This window comes from Marinobacter antarcticus (genome assembly GCF_011049865.1).
GTDB classification, from domain to species: Bacteria; Pseudomonadota; Gammaproteobacteria; order Pseudomonadales; family Oleiphilaceae; genus Marinobacter; species Marinobacter antarcticus_A.
In genome coordinates, this window is sequence record NZ_DRGY01000081.1 from 1 (window position 1) to 16,378 (window position 16,378).

Here is a 16,378-nt window from a genome sequence, read left to right on the forward strand (position 1 = left end):
CACGTCGGGTCTTCTTTTTCTTGGCGGCGAACTCGGCTTGGGCGAAACTCGTCTGCTTCATGATCGTTCCTGGTCGGTTCGATTATCGGGAGTTTGATTTTATCAAATCCAAGGCTCAAGCTGAATTAATCAGCGTTTCCCTAGCGAATGCTTTCAACAATCAGCGCTATGCCCTGACCGCCGCCAATGCACATGGTGACAAGACCATAGCGACCGCCCGTGCGCTCAAGTTCGGCAAGTGCTTTGATAATGAGAATAGAGCCTGTCGCCCCTACCGGATGGCCCAAGGCAACAGCGCCGCCGTTCGGGTTCACCTTGCCTGCTGGCAAGCCGAGTTCCTTGCTGACCGCCAGTGCCTGAGCCGCAAATGCCTCGTTGGATTCGATCACATCCAGATCTGCCACGCTGAGGCCGGTTCTCGCCAACACGCTTCGCACTGCGGGGATCGGACCCAGGCCCATTACGCTGGGGTCCACCCCTGCAAAGGCGTAACCCACAATGCGTGCACGAGCTTTAAGCCCGCGCTTTTCAGCCTCCGCAGCGCTGGTAAGAATCATGGCGGCCGCACCGTCGTTAATACCCGAAGCGTTGCCCGGCGTTACAATGCCGTCTTTGGTAAACGCTGGCTTCAGCCCGGCAAGACTCTGGGCGGTGGTTCCAGCGCGCACATGCTCGTCCTGCTCAAAAACGAACTCCTTGCGGCCTTGCTTTACCGCTACCGGCACAATTTGCTCTTTAAAGTAGCCACTCTCGATAGCATGGCTGGCACGGCGGTGGCTTTCCGCCGAAAACGCATCCAGGTCTTCTCGGCTGAGGCCATACTTTTGTGCAATGCGTTCCGCCGTCATGCCCATGTGACCGCTGCCAAACGGATCGCTGAGCGTGCCCATCGTCATATCAATCACGTTACCGTCACCCATCCGCAAACCCTTGCGAACGTTGGGCAGCATATAGGCGCCCTGACTCATGCTTTCGGCGCCACCGGCCAGCGCAATCTGGCTGTCGCCCATGACAATCATCTGCGCCGCACTGATAACTGACTGCACGCCAGAACCGCAAAGACGATTCACGTTGAGCGCAGCGGAACCTTTCTGCAGCCCGGCATTAAGGCCAATATGACGCGCGACGTAAGCATCTGCGGGGCCGGTCGGAATAATGTGGCCAAAAATGGAATGGTCGATGTCTTCGGCGGGTACGCCTGAGCGTGTGATCGCTTCTTTTGCCGCGCAGGTGCCAAGCTCGGCCGGGCTCAGTGCGCTCAGACTGCCGCCAAAGCCGCCAATGGCTGTGCGTGCACCGTCGAGAATGACTACATCGTTCAATTTCATTGCGTAATTCCTCAAGGTTCAGTTCAGTAAAAGTCGGAAGAACGGATAATTTATTTGCCAAGCACAGAGCGGGCAATTACTTTTCCCATTATACCAGAGGTCCCGACACCCATAATCTGTGCGCGAGCCTCCACACATTCCAAAAACAACGACATTAGAGGGGTATGGGCATGAACAACTCGGATACATCAACTGTTTCCTCCGTCTCGGCGGGTATACAGCGGGCGCTGCGCAACACCATCGGAGACGCCCTTGCCCGCTCCGCGAGCACGCATGGAAACCGAACAGCGCTGACGTTTGACGATCGCACCTGGACCCTCACAGAGATTCACCTGGCCTCGAACCGGCTTGCTCACCGCCTGATCGAGTTAGGGCTCGAAAAAGGCGACCGCGTTGGCGCCTATGGAAAAAACTCGGATGCCTACGTTCTGCTCTGGCTGGCCTGCGCCAAAGCCGGGCTGATTCACGTGCCACTTAACTATGCCTTGATTGGCCACGAGCTCACCTACGCGCTCAATCAGTCGGGTTGCCAAGCGCTGTTTGCGGATCCGGAGCTCAAGCCCCAGCTCGAAGCGGTCCGCGATACAATCGACGTTGCCATCCACGGCAGCATTCATGGCGGTCGTACCCCTGACAGCGAAAGCCCGGATGCACTGCAATGCGCGCTGGAAACCGGCGAGAACACAGCACCGGAACGGGAGCTTTCCGACTCAGATGTCGTACAGATTCTGTACACCTCGGGCACCACATCGGACCCCAAAGGCGCCATGCACACGCATCGTTCACTCATGACCCATTATGCCGCCTGCCAATACCACCTGGACATCCGCGCAAGCGATCGTTCACTGGCCGCTTTACCTCTATACCACTCGGCGCAGATGCACGTATTCACGATGCCCATGCTGTTGGGCGGGGGTTACAGCCGGATGATCAACACGCCGACACCCGATACCATTCTCAAATGGTTGACCAGTGATCAGCTTAACGCTTTTTTTGCACCGCCTACGGTGTGGATTGCGCTGCTGAACAACCCGGGATTCGACCCCAAGAAGTTGGAGCACATGAACAAGCTCTACTATGGCGCATCCATCATGCCAGGCCAGGTCATTAAGGAACTCCGTGAACTGCTTCCCGACGCTGGCCTGTATAACTGTTACGGCCAGAGCGAGATCGCGCCCCTGGCGACCGTTTTGCGCCCGGAAGAGCACGCCGACCGACCGTCCTCTGCTGGCCGCCCCATGCAAACCGTCATGACTCGGATTGTGGACCCGATAACAGGCACCGACTGCAAACCCGGGGAACAGGGAGAGCTGGTTCATCGCTCACCTCAGCTGATGGTGGGCTACTGGGCCAAACCTGAAGAGACGAAGGAAGCGTTCAAAGACGGCTGGTTCCATTCCGGTGACCTCGGCTATCAAGACGAGGAGGGCTACATCTACATTGTTGATCGCATCAAAGATGTGGTGAACACCGGCGGTATACTGGTCGCTAGCCGTGATGTGGAAGAAGCACTTTACCAACACGAATCCGTTGCAGAAGTGGCCGTCATTGGCGTGGCGGATGAAAAATGGATCGAGGCCATCTGCGCTGTGGTGGTGGTCAAAGAAGGCTACCCGGAAGACGCAGAAGCCCTGATGAGCCACGCACGCTCCAGACTGGCGAGCTTTAAATTGCCAAAACACATTCATTTTGCAGAACAGCTGCCCAAGAATACCGCTGGCAAACTGTTGAAACGCAAACTGAGAGAAGACCTGAGCTAAAAGCCTCTGAGCGCCCAAGCCAGCCTACAAAGGCCTTCTGCTACAATTCAACGCAACGCGCAGGCGTGGTGTATTTTTTTCCGCCACGCGCATAGCCGAAAATTTTACCTCTAAAACTGCTTTACGTTTACGTAAACTTTATCTAACCTAACTCTAAAAAGGATATCGCTATGATCGAAAAGAGAACGTTCAGTATCAGCGAGCTCTCCAATGAGTTTGATGTCACAACCCGAAGCATACGCTTCTACGAAGATCAGGGCCTGCTAAAGCCGGCCAGGCGCGGGCAAACGCGAATCTTCAGCACCAAGGACAAGGTGCGTCTGAAGCTGATCCTTCGGGGCAAACGCATGGGCTTTTCCCTCGCTGAGACCAAAGAACTTTTCGATCTGTGGGACGAAACCCCGACTGGCAATGAAAAACAGTTGTTGAAAATGCTGACCATACTGAGCAACAAACGCGCTCACATGGATCAGCAGAAAAGCGACATCGCCATGGCAGAAATGGAAATCGAGACCGCTGACACCCGCTGCCGGGAAGCGCTTGTTGAACTTCAGAAAAAGAAAAAACAACAAGCTCCGGCGAATGACGAACCCGGAAGTGTTGCTGAACAGAACTGACACCACTCGATGCCTGGCCCGGCAAACCGCTTCTAAATATCTATCTGGCAGAACAAAAGGCAACCAATCATGAAATCACAGTACTCAGAACTCAACTTCGGCCTCGGCGAAACCCTCGATATGCTGCGCGAGCAAGTCAACGGCTTTGCCGCCGCCGAGATAGCCCCCCGTGCTGAAGAAATCGACCGTAGCAACGAGTTCCCCGAAGACCTGTGGAAAAAGTTCGGCGATATGGGCCTGCTGGGTATTACCGTAGACGAAGCCTACGGCGGTTCTGGCATGGGTTACCTGGCACACGTGATTGCCGTGGAAGAGATCAGCCGCGCATCCGCCTCTGTCGGGCTGTCCTACGGTGCTCATTCCAACCTCTGCGTAAACCAGATTCACCGGAACGGAACCGAAGAGCAAAAGCAGAAATACCTGCCCAAACTCGTCAGCGGCGAGCACATTGGCGCCCTGGCCATGTCCGAGCCCAACGCCGGCTCTGACGTCATCTCCATGAAACTGAGCGCCAAAGACGCCGGTGATCACTACGTGCTGAACGGCAACAAAATGTGGATCACCAACGGCCCAGACGCCCACGTTTACGTCATCTACGCCAAAACCGACGTAAAAGCCGGCTCTAAAGGCATCACCGCCTTCATCGTAGAGCGCGACTCCGAAGGCTTCAGCCGACACCAGAAACTCGACAAACTCGGCATGCGCGGCTCAAACACCTGCGAACTGGTATTCCAGGACTGCAAAGTGCCCAAGGAAAACGTACTGGGCCAACTCGGCGGCGGAGCCGGCGTATTGATGAGTGGCCTCGACTACGAACGCCTCGTTCTTGCCGGCGGCCCACTGGGCATCATGCAAGCGGCAATGGACGCGGTGGTTCCTTACATCCGCGAGCGCAAACAATTCGGCAAAGCCATCGGCGAGTTCGAGTTGGTTCAAGGCAAAGTGGCAGACATGTACACCTTCATGAACACGGCCAAGTCCTACGTTTACATGGTGGCCCAATCCGCCGACCGCGGCGAAACCACCCGCAAGGACTCCGCCGGCGCGATTCTCTACTCCGCTGAAATGGCCACCAAACTGGCCCTGGACTCCATCCAGCTACTCGGCGGCAACGGCTACATCAATGACTACCCCACTGGCCGCCTGCTGCGCGATGCCAAGCTTTATGAAATCGGTGCAGGTACATCCGAAATCCGGCGCATGCTGATTGGCCGTGAGCTGTTCCTGAATAAATAAGCAGTGGCTTCGAGCCAGACATCCGCCAAAGCGCGTTAGTTTTGGACGGCCAACACCTAAGCACGACGAGGGAGTGGTGGGGTGTCACTCCACCAGCCCCGACGCCCCGAACCTCGAGGCCCGAAAACATGACGATATTGCAAAGCAAAATAAACCCCCGGTCTGAAGAGTTTCAGGCCAAACAAGCCTCCATGGCAGACGTCGTCGCAGACCTGCGGGACAAAGTATCCACCATCCAGCAAGGCGGCGGCCCCTCCTACCAGGAACGCCACATCGCCCGGGGCAAACTCCTGCCCCGCGAACGCATCAACCGCTTGCTGGACGACGGCTCACCGTTTCTCGAAATCGGTCAGTTTGCCGCTTATAACGTTTACGATGAAGCCGTACCCGCAGCCGGTGTTATCGCCGGTGTAGGCCGCGTTTCGGGCACCGAATGCATGATCATCGCCAACGACGCCACGGTAAAAGGCGGCAGCTACTACCCGTTGTCCGTCAAAAAACACCTGCGCGCTCAGGAAATCGCCCTTGAAAACCGCCTGCCCTGCATCTACCTGGTGGATTCCGGCGGCGCCAACCTGCCCCTGCAAGACGAAGTTTTCCCGGATCGTGACCACTTCGGCCGCATTTTCTTCAACCAGGCCCGCATGTCCGCCGACGACATCCCCCAGATTGCCGTCGTCATGGGCCTGTGCACCGCTGGTGGCGCCTACGTGCCGGCCATGGCAGACGAATCCATCATCGTTCGCAACCAGGGCACCATCTTCCTGGCCGGCCCGCCGCTGGTAAAAGCGGCCACCGGCGAAGTCGTTACCGCAGAAGATTTGGGAGGTGCCGACGTGCACTGCAAGATTTCTGGCGTAGCCGACCATTACGCCGAAAACGACAGCCACGCCCTCGACATTGCCCGAAGCTGCGTTTCCAACCTCAACCGCCGCAAACCGGTCGACGTCGAAATCCGCAAACCCAAGGCTCCCCTGTACGACCCCGCCGAAATCTACGGCATCGTCGGCACCGACCTGCGCAAACAATTCGACGTGCGCGACGTCATTGCACGCACCGTAGACGGCTCCGAATTTGACGAGTTCAAACGTTATTACGGCCAGACTCTGGTCACCGGTTTTGCCCACATACACGGCTACCCTGTCGGCATCATTGCCAACAACGGCATATTGTTCAGCGAGTCGGCGCAGAAAGGCGCGCACTTTATTGAACTGTGCTGTCAGCGCAACATTCCGCTGCTGTTCCTGCAGAATATTACCGGCTTCATGGTCGGCCAGAAGTACGAAGCCGAAGGCATTGCCAAACACGGTGCCAAAATGGTGATGGCCGTCGCCTGTGCCAACGTACCCAAGATTACCATACTGATCGGTGGCAGCTACGGCGCCGGCAACTACGGCATGTGTGGCCGGGCCTACAGCCCTGACTTCCTGTGGATGTGGCCCAATGCCCGCATCTCCGTTATGGGTGGTGAGCAGGCCGCCGGCGTGTTGGCTCAGGTTCGTCGCGATGGCATGGAACGCAAAGGCCAGGAATGGAGCGCCGAAGAAGAAGCCGCGTTCAAGAAACCGATTGCCGATACCTACGAGAAGCAGGGCCACCCATACTACGCCAGCGCCCGCCTGTGGGATGACGGCGTGATTGATCCGGCCCAGACACGGGAAGTGGTTGCGCTCAGCCTTTCTGCCACCCTCAACCGGCCGGCGAAGCCCACGCGCTTCGGCGTGTTCCGGATGTAATCCGGGAGACTCACCATGACAGACCCCAACGCTAAACCAGAACAGGCAGAACAGGAATCAGCGGTTCTGCTCAGGCAGCGCGCCCACGGCGTAACCGAAATTGTTCTGAACCGGCCGGACAAACGCAACGCCTTTGATGACGTGATCATTCAACAATTGATCCGCGTGATCACAGAGATAGACGCCAACAGCGACACAAAAGTGGTCATCCTGCGCTCCGAAGGCAAGCATTTCTCCGCCGGCGCGGATCTGGGCTGGATGCGCCGCATGGCAGACAACAGTCAGCAGGAGAATCTGGAAGATTCCCGTCAGCTTGCGCGCCTGATGGAGTGCCTGAACCAACTCAGCAAACCGGTGATCGGCCTTGTTCAGGGCGCAGCTTACGGCGGTGCTGTTGGTTTGGCAGCCTGCTGCGACATCGTCATAGCCACAGAAAAAACCAGCTTCTGCCTGAGTGAAGTAAAGCTCGGGCTTATTCCAGCCGTCATCAGCCCCTACGTGCTGCGCGCCATGGGTGAGCGCCAGGCCCGCCGCTACTTCCTCTCAGCGGAAGTATTCACCGCCCGGGACGCCGAGTGCTTCGGCCTAGTGCACATTGTCTGCGACGATGTTGACGCCATGAATGCCCGTTGTGATGAAATGCTGCAACAGCTTTCCGTGAACGGCCCGGAAGCCATGAAAGCAGCCAAAAGCCTGGTGTTTGCGGTCAGCCACAAACCCATCAACAGCACCGTGATTGACGACACCGCGCACCGCATCGCTGATATCCGCGTAGGCGAAGAAGGTCAGGAGGGGCTCAGTGCCTTCCTGAACAAACGTCGCGCCCACTGGATTCCGGAGAGCAAATAATATGTTCAGCAAAATCCTGATTGCCAACCGGGGCGAAATTGCCTGCCGGATCATCCAGACAGCACAGCGCATGGGTATTCGTTGCGTTGCGGTGTATTCCGATGCAGACGCCAACGCCCACCACGTGGCCCTGGCAGATGAAGCCTTTCATATTGGCCCGGCGCCCAGCTCGGAAAGCTATCTGCGCGGCGAAAAAATCATCGACATCGCCAAGCGCAGCGGCGCCCAGGCTATCCACCCGGGCTATGGTTTTCTTTCCGAGAACACAGAATTTGCAGAAGCCTGCGAAGCCAACGATCTGGTGTTTATCGGACCGCCCTCCTCCGCTATTGCGGCTATGGGCTCCAAATCCGCCGCCAAAGCCATCATGGAGAAAGCCGGCGTGCCCTTGGTGCCCGGCTATCATGGCGACGACCAGTCTCCGGAAACTCTGCGAGTAGAAGCCGAAAAATGCGGTTTCCCGTTGTTGCTCAAAGCGGTCGCCGGTGGCGGCGGCAAAGGCATGCGCGTGGTTGAGCACATGGGCGAATTTGGCGATGCCCTCGCTGGCGCCAAGCGCGAAGCGAAAAACGCATTCGGCAACCCGGATATGCTGATTGAGCGCTACCTGACCCAGCCGCGCCACGTAGAGATTCAGGTGTTCTGTGATCAGAATGGCAACGGCGTGTATCTCGCGGAGCGTGACTGCTCGGTTCAGCGCCGCCATCAGAAAGTTCTGGAAGAAGCCCCGGCACCCGGGCTGAGCGACGACACCCGCAAGGCCATGGGCGACGCTGCGGTGAAAGCCGCACAGGCCATCAACTATGTGGGCGCCGGCACCGTGGAGTTCCTCTACGATGTCGACGGTTCATTCTTCTTCATGGAAATGAACACCCGCCTGCAGGTAGAGCACCCGGTTACTGAAATGGTGACCGGTCAGGATTTGGTGGAATGGCAGTTAAAAGTGGCTTGGGGTGAGCCCCTGCCGCTTGCGCAGTCTCAGGTAAAAACCCGTGGCCATGCCCTGGAGGCCCGCATTTATGCCGAGGACCCGGATCAGGATTTCCTGCCTGCCACCGGCAATCTGCGCTATCTGAGCACCCCTGATGAAAGCGCCCATGTTCGGGTCGATACCGGCGTGATCGAAGGCGATGACATCAGCATTCACTACGACCCGATGATTGCCAAACTGATCGTGTGGGACGAAACCCGCGAACAGGCCATCAACCGCATGGTTCAGGCACTGGAGCACTACCGGATTGCCGGTGTGAAAAATAACATCCGCTTCCTGCACGCCCTGGCCGATTCCCAGCCGTTTCGTGAAGCCGACCTGACAACCGGTTTTATCGACAACCACCGGGAATTACTGTTTCCGAAATCAAAACTGGACACCCACAAGGCGCTGGTTCTGGCTGCGGGCTTTGTGTTGGAAGAGCGAAAATCTGCAGAATCCGTGAGCACCGATCCCTGGTCGCCGTTCGGCCGCCGCAACAGCTGGCGCCTGAACTCCGAATACGCGCAACCCCTGAAGTTGCAGGTGGGTGACGATATTCACGAACTGAAAATCCTGGAAAAAGACGATCACTACCAGGTGTTTGTTAATGGCAGCGTATACAACCTCACCGCAAAACTTGACGATGATTATCTTCAGGCAGTGGTCAATGGCCACAGGATCAGCATCCATGGCAACCTGCATAACAACCAGCTTGTGCTCTTTTATCAGGGAGACACCTTCCAGTGCACTTTGTACCGGGAGAACTACACTTCTGAAGACATGGCACCTGAAGGTGGCCTGAGTGCGCCAATGAACGGTGCTATTGTGGCGGTTCAGGCCAAGGTAGGCGACAAGGTTACGGCCGGCCAAACGCTGGTGATCATGGAAGCCATGAAAATGGAGCATGCCATCAAGGCACCTGCCGACGGCGTTGTCTCCGAGATTTTCTTTTCCGAAGGCGAGCAGGTTTCTGAAGGCGCGGAACTGATTGCCATTGAGATTGCCGAACAGGACAGCGACCAGAGCAATGAGGAGCCAGGTTAATGGCCTTTCCAAAACAGGTGCGATTGGTTGAGATGAGCCCTCGGGACGGCCTGCAAAACGAGGCCGGGCCAGTGATTGCCACCCGCATCAAAACCCAGTTGATCGAACGGCTTGCGGATTGTGGGCTCATCCATATCGAATCCGCCAGCTTTGTGTCACCCAAGTGGGTGCCACAAATGGGCGATGCCGCTGAGGTAATGGCGGGCATCAAGCGCAAAGCCGGCGTGCGCTACTCGGTTCTTACGCCCAACCTCCGGGGTTTCGAAAATGCCCTGGCAGCGGGCGTAGGCGAAGTAGCTGTATTTGGTGCGGCTTCTGAATCCTTCAGCCAGAAAAACATCAATTGCTCCATCGCAGAAAGCCTGGAACGTTTTCAGCCCGTGATGGACGCGGCCAGGAAACACAACATTCCGGTACGAGGCTATGTCTCGACCGTGCTCGGATGCCCTTATGAGGGCGACATTGCCCCGGAGCAGGTAGCGAAGGTCGCCAAAAACCTTGCCGACATGGGCTGCTATGAGATTTCGCTGGGCGACACCATTGGTACCGGCACACCGCTGAAAGCCAAGCGGATGCTTGAGGCCGTGGCCAAACACGTACCCGTGGAGCGCCTGGCCGCGCATTTTCACGACACTTACGGCCAGGCACTGGCCAACCTTTACGCGGTGGTGGAAGAAGGCGTGGCGGTTATCGATGCGTCGGTTGCAGGCCTCGGGGGGTGCCCCTATGCCAACGGCGCTTCCGGCAATGTCGCCACCGAAGACGTGCTTTACATGCTCAACGGCCTGGGTATCAGCACAGGCGTGGACCTGAACCAACTGGTGGCTACCGGCGAGTGGATCTCTGGCCAGCTTAATCGTCACAACGGTTCAAAAGTGGGCCAGGCTCTTCATCCCTGAGGATTTGACATGACCAAGAACAAAAACGTTGTCGCCCTGGACCTTCCTATCCCCGAGATAGAAGATCTACCTGAGGATGTCAAAAAGTACTTTGATATCTGCATGGAAAAGCTGGGGATGATTCCCAACGTGCTCACGGCCTTCAGCCAGAATTTGAAGCAACTGGACGCCTTCACCCGCTTCTACAACGAGCTGATGATGGGTGAAAGTGAACTCAGCAAGCTGGAACGGGAAATGGTTGCGGTGGTGGTTTCCTCAGAAAACAAGTGCTTTTACTGCCTCGTAGCCCACGGCGCAGCGGTGCGGGTGCTAAGCGGCGACCCGGCCCTGGGCGAGCACCTGGTGATGAATTACCGGTCGGCCAAACTGGATAAGCGCCAGCGTGCCATGCTGGATTTTACATCCCATCTCACGCGCTCTCCGGCAACGGTTGCAGAAGACGAAGTGCAGGCACTTCGGGATGCCGGCTTCAGCGACAGCGCAATCTGGGATCTGAGCAACGTCATCGGCTTCTACAACATGTCTAACCGCGTCGCGATCGCCAGTGACATGCGCCCGAACCCTGAATATCACAGCCAGAGCCGCTAATACGGCCCACCTGGCCCGTTAGTCCTCGACAACAAAGACAACCGGAGGCAGAGAATGAATCAGACTCTTCCAAGCACCTTTCCAAGCTATACCAGCGGTACCTCCAGCACTCCACTGCTGGGCATGACCATCGGCGAAATGCTTGACCGTACGGCCGCCAAGTATCCCGACACCGAGGCGTTGGTGTGTCTGCACCAGGACATTCGCTGGACCTACAAAGAGTTCCTTGCAAAGGTAAATGAAGCGGCGCGGGCCTTTCTGGCTATTGGCGTCAAGCGCGGTGATCGCGTGGGCATCTGGGCTCCCAATCGTTATGAGTGGACCGTTACCCAGTTTGCCACCGCCAAGATTGGCGCCATTCTGGTCAATATCAACCCGGCCTACGGCATGCATGAGCTTGAATACGCCATGAATCTGTCGGGCATCAGCGTTCTGGTCAGCGCAGACAGCTTTAAAGCCTCTGACTACCGCAAAACACTTTATGATCTGGCGCCCGAACTGAAAACCTGTACACCGGGCAAGATCAAGGCCCAACGGCTCTCTGAACTGCGCGCGGTCATCAACCTGGACACCGAAAAACACGCCGGCATGTGGAGCTGGAACGAATTCACCGGCTTCGCAAATGACGTCAGCCAGGACGACGTAAACAAGGTTCAAAGCCAGCTCCAATTCGATGACCCCATCAACATACAGTTCACCTCCGGCACCACCGGCAACCCCAAAGGGGCCACCCTCACCCATCACAATATTCTGAACAACGGGTTCTTTGTGGGTGAAAGCCAGGTTCTGACGGAAAAAGACCGTCTGGTTATTCCCGTGCCCCTGTACCACTGCTTTGGCATGGTGATGGGCAACCTGGGTTGCATTACCCACGGCTCCACCATGATCTACCCAAGCGAAGGCTTTGAGCCCAAAGCCGTGCTGCAGGCAGTTCATCAGGAGAAAGCGACGGCACTGTACGGCGTGCCCACCATGTTCATCGCACAACTGGCCGAGCCGGAGTTTGAATCCTACGATCTCTCAACCCTGCGCACCGGTATCATGGCGGGTTCCATCTGCCCGGCGGAGGTGATGAGAAAAGTCAACGGAAAGATGAACATGAAAGAAGTTCAGATCGCCTACGGCATGACCGAAACCAGCCCTGTGTCTACCCAGACCAGCTCCCTCGACCCGTTTGAGAAACAGGTCACCACCGTAGGCCGTACTCAACCCCACCTGGAAATCAAAATCGTTGATCCGGCCACCGGCAACGTGCTGCCTCGAGGCGAGATTGGTGAGCTGTGCACTCGCGGCTACAGCGTAATGCTGAAGTACTGGAACAACGAAGAAAAAACCCGCGAAGCCATCGACGACGCTGGCTGGATGCATACCGAGGATCTGGCCACGATGGACGAAGAAGGCTATATCCAGATTGTTGGCCGCATCAAGGATATGGTGATTCGTGGTGGTGAAAACATCTACCCTAAAGAGGTTGAGGAATTCCTTTATACCCATCCTTCCATTGAGGAAGTTCAGGTAACCGGTATCCCCCATGATAAGTACGGCGAAGAGCTGGTCGCCTGGGTGAAACTGCGCCCTGACTCAGACCCGGTAAACGCCGACGATCTGATGGCCTTTTGCAAAGGCAAAATCGCCCACTTCAAGATCCCCAGAAACTACAAATTCGTGGATGCATTCCCGATGACGGTTACCGGCAAGATCCAGAAGTTCAAGATGCGGGAAATTTCCATTGAAGACATGGGGCAAAAATAAAACCCTGAGCTATTGCAGGTCCCGGTAACCCCGGGCCCTTTTAGTTTATCAAAGGACCCGGGGTGGCGTTTCAGGTCGACGCCCGCCAGTCCCAGCTCGCCAAATCCACGTAAAACACAATATGATCACGGCCAAGGTGAGTAAGATCCAACCGATAATAAAGCGCCTGACGCCCGGCGCCATGGGGATACCCGCTACTGTCGGATCGCTGTCCCCCAGATAACCAACAATCTCGTCAATACCGGGGAACACAGAGATCAGCACAACCAAAATAGTACAAACCAGTGCAGATGCTGTCCCCCGCCAATAAGCCCTCCCTGAGAAGCCTCCTTGCCGAAACAGGCGCTTGGCATGGAGATACAGCCCGGAGAGGCACAGCCCACTGAGCATTAAACCGAACAGAAACCAGATAATCTTCGAAGTAATGCCCGCAAAATTTCCAAAATGCAGCGGGTCCGCCATGTTTTCCCAGTACTCAAACGAGGTGAGATCCGCACCCGACTGCTGTTTGATCAGCACCCCGGTATCGCTAACCGTCACCGAGTTAACCCAGTCCCTGAGAAACCAGTCATCGCCTTTGCCTGCAACTCGTAAGCGCGCATCTCCGAAGAAGCTGCCGGGCGGAAAAATCTGACGTATCTCAAGATCTGGCCTGGCCTGCTGGGCAATGGCCGTCAGCTCATTAACCGTGAGCACAGACGTCTGTTCGGTTATCGCTTGCTCACTGACTTGTTGCTTTGCAAAAAGCGAATGAGGCACCCCGGTCGCCTCGAGGCCGTACCAGATGCCTGTCACAGCGATGAGAATCGCGAACACCAAAACCCATAACCCTCCAGTCTTGTGAAGTTCTGTCACCCACGCGTTCTTCTTGCCGGGCTTGAACCTGAGAAATTTTGACCACCACCGCTTGTAGAATAACAACGCGGAGGTGATAGAAACGGCGAGACTGATCGCAAACAACGAAACGAAAATAATGCCAATCGGATTCGGGAAAAAAAGTCGCCGATGAAAACTCCGAAAAAATCGCTGTACGTTAGCCATGCTGCCAACACCCAACACCTCTGCGTTCGATGGATCCACAAAAACCCGTGTTCTTGGCCTATCATTTCTGGCCAACACCACCTCAATGGCTGATCTCTGGTAAGGCGGAACCAGGAACATCTGAACCTTGGCCCCAGGAAATTCTTCAAGCACAGATCTGCCGACAGCATCCCAGTCGATTTCACCCTCAAACGGTTGCACCCGCATCTCGGGGGTCATCAACCAATCAAACTCGAAAGACAGTGTTGCAACCGTGCCACCCCAACAAATAATCAACAGCATTATCCCTGTGAATACACCGGTAAAGCTGTGTACATCAAACCATCGCCGTGCGCTCAAAAACAGACTCCAATTTCTCTTAAATGCAAATACAAATGATAATGAATTGCGTTATTTTTAAAGAAAATATAGTATATGCGGCCACTACGTATAGCAACTAAAACCAGATAAAACAGGCTCGTATATGGCTGAATATAATGACGTTGACCCCACTCCCAAGTTTCACTGCCGCCACTTTCACGCCCTCGGCGCGTGCTGCTTGCTCGGCACAATAGCTCTGTCAACCAGCACCCATGCCGAGATATTCTCCCTGCCCGAGCTTTTGGTAACCGACGATTCAAGGCATCCCACACAGAACTTCGAGGACGAAGTCATCCAAGACCAGAACAGCTCCCGCTCCAGCTCTTCAACGGGCGGTGCTGTGCTGCAAAACCTCAACCCGGTGAACACAAGAGACTCATTGAGACTGACGACCCCGGGGCTGATCAATGCGCCGGGCAACGACCGCTTCAGCGGGCCACCAAAAATCAGAGTCTTCGGCAATACTCAATCTGGCTCGTCAATTGATGGGCTGCCCAGCGTTCTGTTCCAGGCAGCCGAAGGTGGAGGCTATTCAAACTTTCGTATCCCAACGATCGCGATCGATCGTATCGATGTGCTGAAAGGTGGCAGGGCCGTTGAATACGGTGATAACTCTGAAGGTGGTATCTTCGTGACCCGCCTCAAGTCGGGCCAGAACTACGATAACCATGCCGCTGTTTCAACGGACTTCAGTGATGCCGGGGAATCTATCCTTCAGGCGGAGGTCGCAGACAGCACAGACGCCTACGACGTGTACCTGTCTGGAAGCTATCTATACGGAGATTTCGATGGCAGAAAGCCCCCCGACAATCTGGATCAACAAAAAGTGGGCAGTACGGCAGGGAAACTGGGGATTAACCTGAGCGACAAAACGCGGCTGGAGTTCACGGGCATTTATAGCGACTCCTCAACAGACATCTTCAGAAAGGATCGACCTAACGACGTTTCTTCAGAAAGTCTTTTTTTGGCAGGAACGTTATCACATAACCTGAATGATCAGGCCAGCGTCAAGGTTGGATATCTCCGGTCTGATAGTTCAAGCATCTGGCCTGCACGCGATCGCGATCGCTCTATCATCATCGACACATTCTTCTCTGATATTTTCTTTAAAAAAGATCTTTCAAAGAACCTTACCTACAGCGGGAGCGTAGGCGCAGAGTATGCCAAAACGAACAATCTCCGAGACAATCGCTGGGACAACACCTTTGACGACTACGCCCTCAAATGGAGAAATGCCTTAACACTTATGGACAACACCGTCTTCAGCGTTGGCCTGCGAAATACATGGTTTAATAACGACATTGTCCTTGACGGCGCAGAGCAACCAGACAACCTGACAAAAGACAGCGTGTTCAGTTGGGAGGCGGGCATTGCCCACTCGATCGCGCCAGCAACTCGCCTCAGGGCGAGTGTTGCCTCCGGGTTCTCGCGTTTTTATAGCATCTACGGCAATTTCGGAACCGACGCCCTGAATCCAAACGGTGCCCAGGATGAAATTCTTGAATCAATGACGTACGAAATCGGCGTTAATCAGTCGTGGAAGTCTGCAACACTCGATGTCAGCCTTTACACGATTACTCAGGACAATGTGCCCAGGCGCAACGGTGGAGCAATTCAAAACGTTGATGTGGAACAATCAGGTCTTGAAGCCGCAGTGAGATCGGCACTGACAGACACCATTTTCATTGAAGGCAGTTACACCCACTTGTTCGGCCTCAAAGCCACACGCGACGATGGCACTGACGCAAACGGCAATATTTTCTATGGCAATAACGGCGTGAATGTCGCTTCCGACCAGGTCACTGTACAAATCGATTGGAAGCTGAACGATCTGCTATCACTCTGGGCTGCCGGGATGTACGGGACCCCGTTCGAGCGTGAAAACGCTGATGGTACCAAGGACGCCAGGGAAAGAGCCTATCAGCGCCTGGACATCGGGGCTGGCTGGCGAATTACCAAGAAAGCATCAGCCAGGGTACGCCTCGAAAACATCACCGACGAGAAAGACTTTGGCAGCACACTTGAAGGTCAGCCGGTGAATACCGACGGTAGGCTAGGCCGCGTCGCCTGGATCGGATTTGATTACACCTTCTAACCACATTCAGTATGCGTTGAGCGGGCGTAGAAAACTGCGCCTGAACAGCCCCGGTTCTCCTTAACTGAGCCCGGGGCTTTTTTTGGCCTTTGAAAAATCC

At 55.6% G+C, this 16,378-nt stretch carries 12 protein-coding genes; 10 read left to right on the forward strand and 2 right to left on the reverse strand.

All coding sequences use genetic code 11. The features are described 5' to 3' along the window. Nucleotides 1-140 precede the first annotated feature (140 nt). The gene (gene bktB / locus ENI00_RS10380) at nucleotides 141-1,328 is read right to left on the reverse strand and encodes a beta-ketothiolase BktB (RefSeq protein WP_304101756.1); all 1,188 of its coding nucleotides are present in this window, start codon (nucleotides 1,326-1,328) and stop codon (nucleotides 141-143) included. A 170-nt stretch (nucleotides 1,329-1,498) separates the two neighbouring features. On the opposite strand from bktB, the gene ENI00_RS10385 reads away from it, so the two are divergent. The 9 genes from ENI00_RS10385 (at nucleotide 1,499) to ENI00_RS10425 (ending at nucleotide 12,782) form a co-directional block, all read left to right on the forward strand. Then, the gene (locus tag ENI00_RS10385; protein WP_304101758.1) at nucleotides 1,499-3,088 is read left to right on the forward strand and encodes a fatty acyl-CoA synthetase; all 1,590 of its coding nucleotides are present in this window, start codon (nucleotides 1,499-1,501) and stop codon (nucleotides 3,086-3,088) included. Between the two features lie 170 nt (nucleotides 3,089-3,258). Beyond that, a complete protein-coding gene (locus ENI00_RS10390) occupies nucleotides 3,259-3,705 on the forward strand; it encodes a MerR family transcriptional regulator (RefSeq protein ID WP_304101760.1) in 447 nt (148 codons plus the stop codon). Between the two features lie 69 nt (nucleotides 3,706-3,774). Next, on the forward strand, nucleotides 3,775-4,941 hold the full coding sequence (locus ENI00_RS10395; RefSeq protein WP_304101762.1) for an isovaleryl-CoA dehydrogenase: 1,167 nt from the start codon (nucleotides 3,775-3,777) through the stop codon (nucleotides 4,939-4,941). Between the two features lie 128 nt (nucleotides 4,942-5,069). Further along, the gene (locus tag ENI00_RS10400; protein WP_304101764.1) at nucleotides 5,070-6,677 is read left to right on the forward strand and encodes a carboxyl transferase domain-containing protein; all 1,608 of its coding nucleotides are present in this window, start codon (nucleotides 5,070-5,072) and stop codon (nucleotides 6,675-6,677) included. Between the two features lie 15 nt (nucleotides 6,678-6,692). Further along, entirely contained in the window at nucleotides 6,693-7,526 is an 834-nt protein-coding gene (locus ENI00_RS10405) for an enoyl-CoA hydratase-related protein (protein ID WP_304101765.1), read from the forward strand. Between the two features lies 1 nt (nucleotide 7,527). Continuing rightward, nucleotides 7,528-9,543, forward strand: coding sequence for an acetyl/propionyl/methylcrotonyl-CoA carboxylase subunit alpha (locus ENI00_RS10410; protein ID WP_304101767.1), 2,016 nt, complete (start codon nucleotides 7,528-7,530; stop codon nucleotides 9,541-9,543). Continuing rightward, nucleotides 9,543-10,442, forward strand: a complete 900-nt coding sequence (locus ENI00_RS10415; protein WP_304101769.1) for a hydroxymethylglutaryl-CoA lyase — start codon at nucleotides 9,543-9,545, stop codon at nucleotides 10,440-10,442. The genes ENI00_RS10410 and ENI00_RS10415 overlap by 1 nt, the downstream gene beginning before the upstream one ends. A gap of 9 nt (nucleotides 10,443-10,451) precedes the next feature. Further along, nucleotides 10,452-11,030 carry a peroxidase-related enzyme gene (locus tag ENI00_RS10420; protein WP_304101771.1) on the forward strand — a complete coding sequence of 193 codons (579 nt, stop codon included), beginning with the start codon at nucleotides 10,452-10,454 and terminating at the stop codon, nucleotides 11,028-11,030. Between the two features lie 54 nt (nucleotides 11,031-11,084). Continuing rightward, nucleotides 11,085-12,782, forward strand: a complete 1,698-nt coding sequence (locus tag ENI00_RS10425; protein ID WP_304101772.1) for an AMP-binding protein — start codon at nucleotides 11,085-11,087, stop codon at nucleotides 12,780-12,782. Between the two features lie 48 nt (nucleotides 12,783-12,830). Here the strand turns inward: ENI00_RS10425 and ENI00_RS10430 are convergent, their stop codons facing one another. Next, nucleotides 12,831-14,162, reverse strand: coding sequence for a PepSY-associated TM helix domain-containing protein (locus ENI00_RS10430; protein WP_304101774.1), 1,332 nt, complete (start codon nucleotides 14,160-14,162; stop codon nucleotides 12,831-12,833). A gap of 124 nt (nucleotides 14,163-14,286) precedes the next feature. Here ENI00_RS10430 and ENI00_RS10435 point away from each other — a divergent pair, with 124 nt between their 5' ends. Continuing rightward, nucleotides 14,287-16,278, forward strand: a complete 1,992-nt coding sequence (locus ENI00_RS10435) for a TonB-dependent receptor plug domain-containing protein (protein WP_304101776.1) — start codon at nucleotides 14,287-14,289, stop codon at nucleotides 16,276-16,278. Nucleotides 16,279-16,378 lie beyond the last annotated feature (100 nt).

What these genes read in the sequence shown, in the direction of transcription:
- ENI00_RS10420 (WP_304101771.1), top strand. Translation starts at nt 10,452, where the DNA reads ATGACCAAGAACAAAAACGTTGTCGCCCTGGACCTTCCTATCCCCGAG.
- ENI00_RS10410 (WP_304101767.1), top strand. Translation starts at nt 7,528, where the DNA reads ATGTTCAGCAAAATCCTGATTGCCAACCGGGGCGAAATTGCCTGCCGG.
- ENI00_RS10395 (WP_304101762.1), top strand. Translation starts at nt 3,775, where the DNA reads ATGAAATCACAGTACTCAGAACTCAACTTCGGCCTCGGCGAAACCCTC.
- ENI00_RS10425 (WP_304101772.1), top strand. Translation starts at nt 11,085, where the DNA reads ATGAATCAGACTCTTCCAAGCACCTTTCCAAGCTATACCAGCGGTACC.
- ENI00_RS10400 (WP_304101764.1), top strand. Translation starts at nt 5,070, where the DNA reads ATGACGATATTGCAAAGCAAAATAAACCCCCGGTCTGAAGAGTTTCAG.
- ENI00_RS10385 (WP_304101758.1), top strand. Translation starts at nt 1,499, where the DNA reads ATGAACAACTCGGATACATCAACTGTTTCCTCCGTCTCGGCGGGTATA.
- ENI00_RS10390 (WP_304101760.1), top strand. Translation starts at nt 3,259, where the DNA reads ATGATCGAAAAGAGAACGTTCAGTATCAGCGAGCTCTCCAATGAGTTT.
- ENI00_RS10415 (WP_304101769.1), top strand. Translation starts at nt 9,543, where the DNA reads ATGGCCTTTCCAAAACAGGTGCGATTGGTTGAGATGAGCCCTCGGGAC.
- ENI00_RS10405 (WP_304101765.1), top strand. Translation starts at nt 6,693, where the DNA reads ATGACAGACCCCAACGCTAAACCAGAACAGGCAGAACAGGAATCAGCG.
- bktB (WP_304101756.1), bottom strand. Translation starts at nt 1,328, where the DNA reads ATGAAATTGAACGATGTAGTCATTCTCGACGGTGCACGCACAGCCATT.
- ENI00_RS10435 (WP_304101776.1), top strand. Translation starts at nt 14,287, where the DNA reads ATGGCTGAATATAATGACGTTGACCCCACTCCCAAGTTTCACTGCCGC.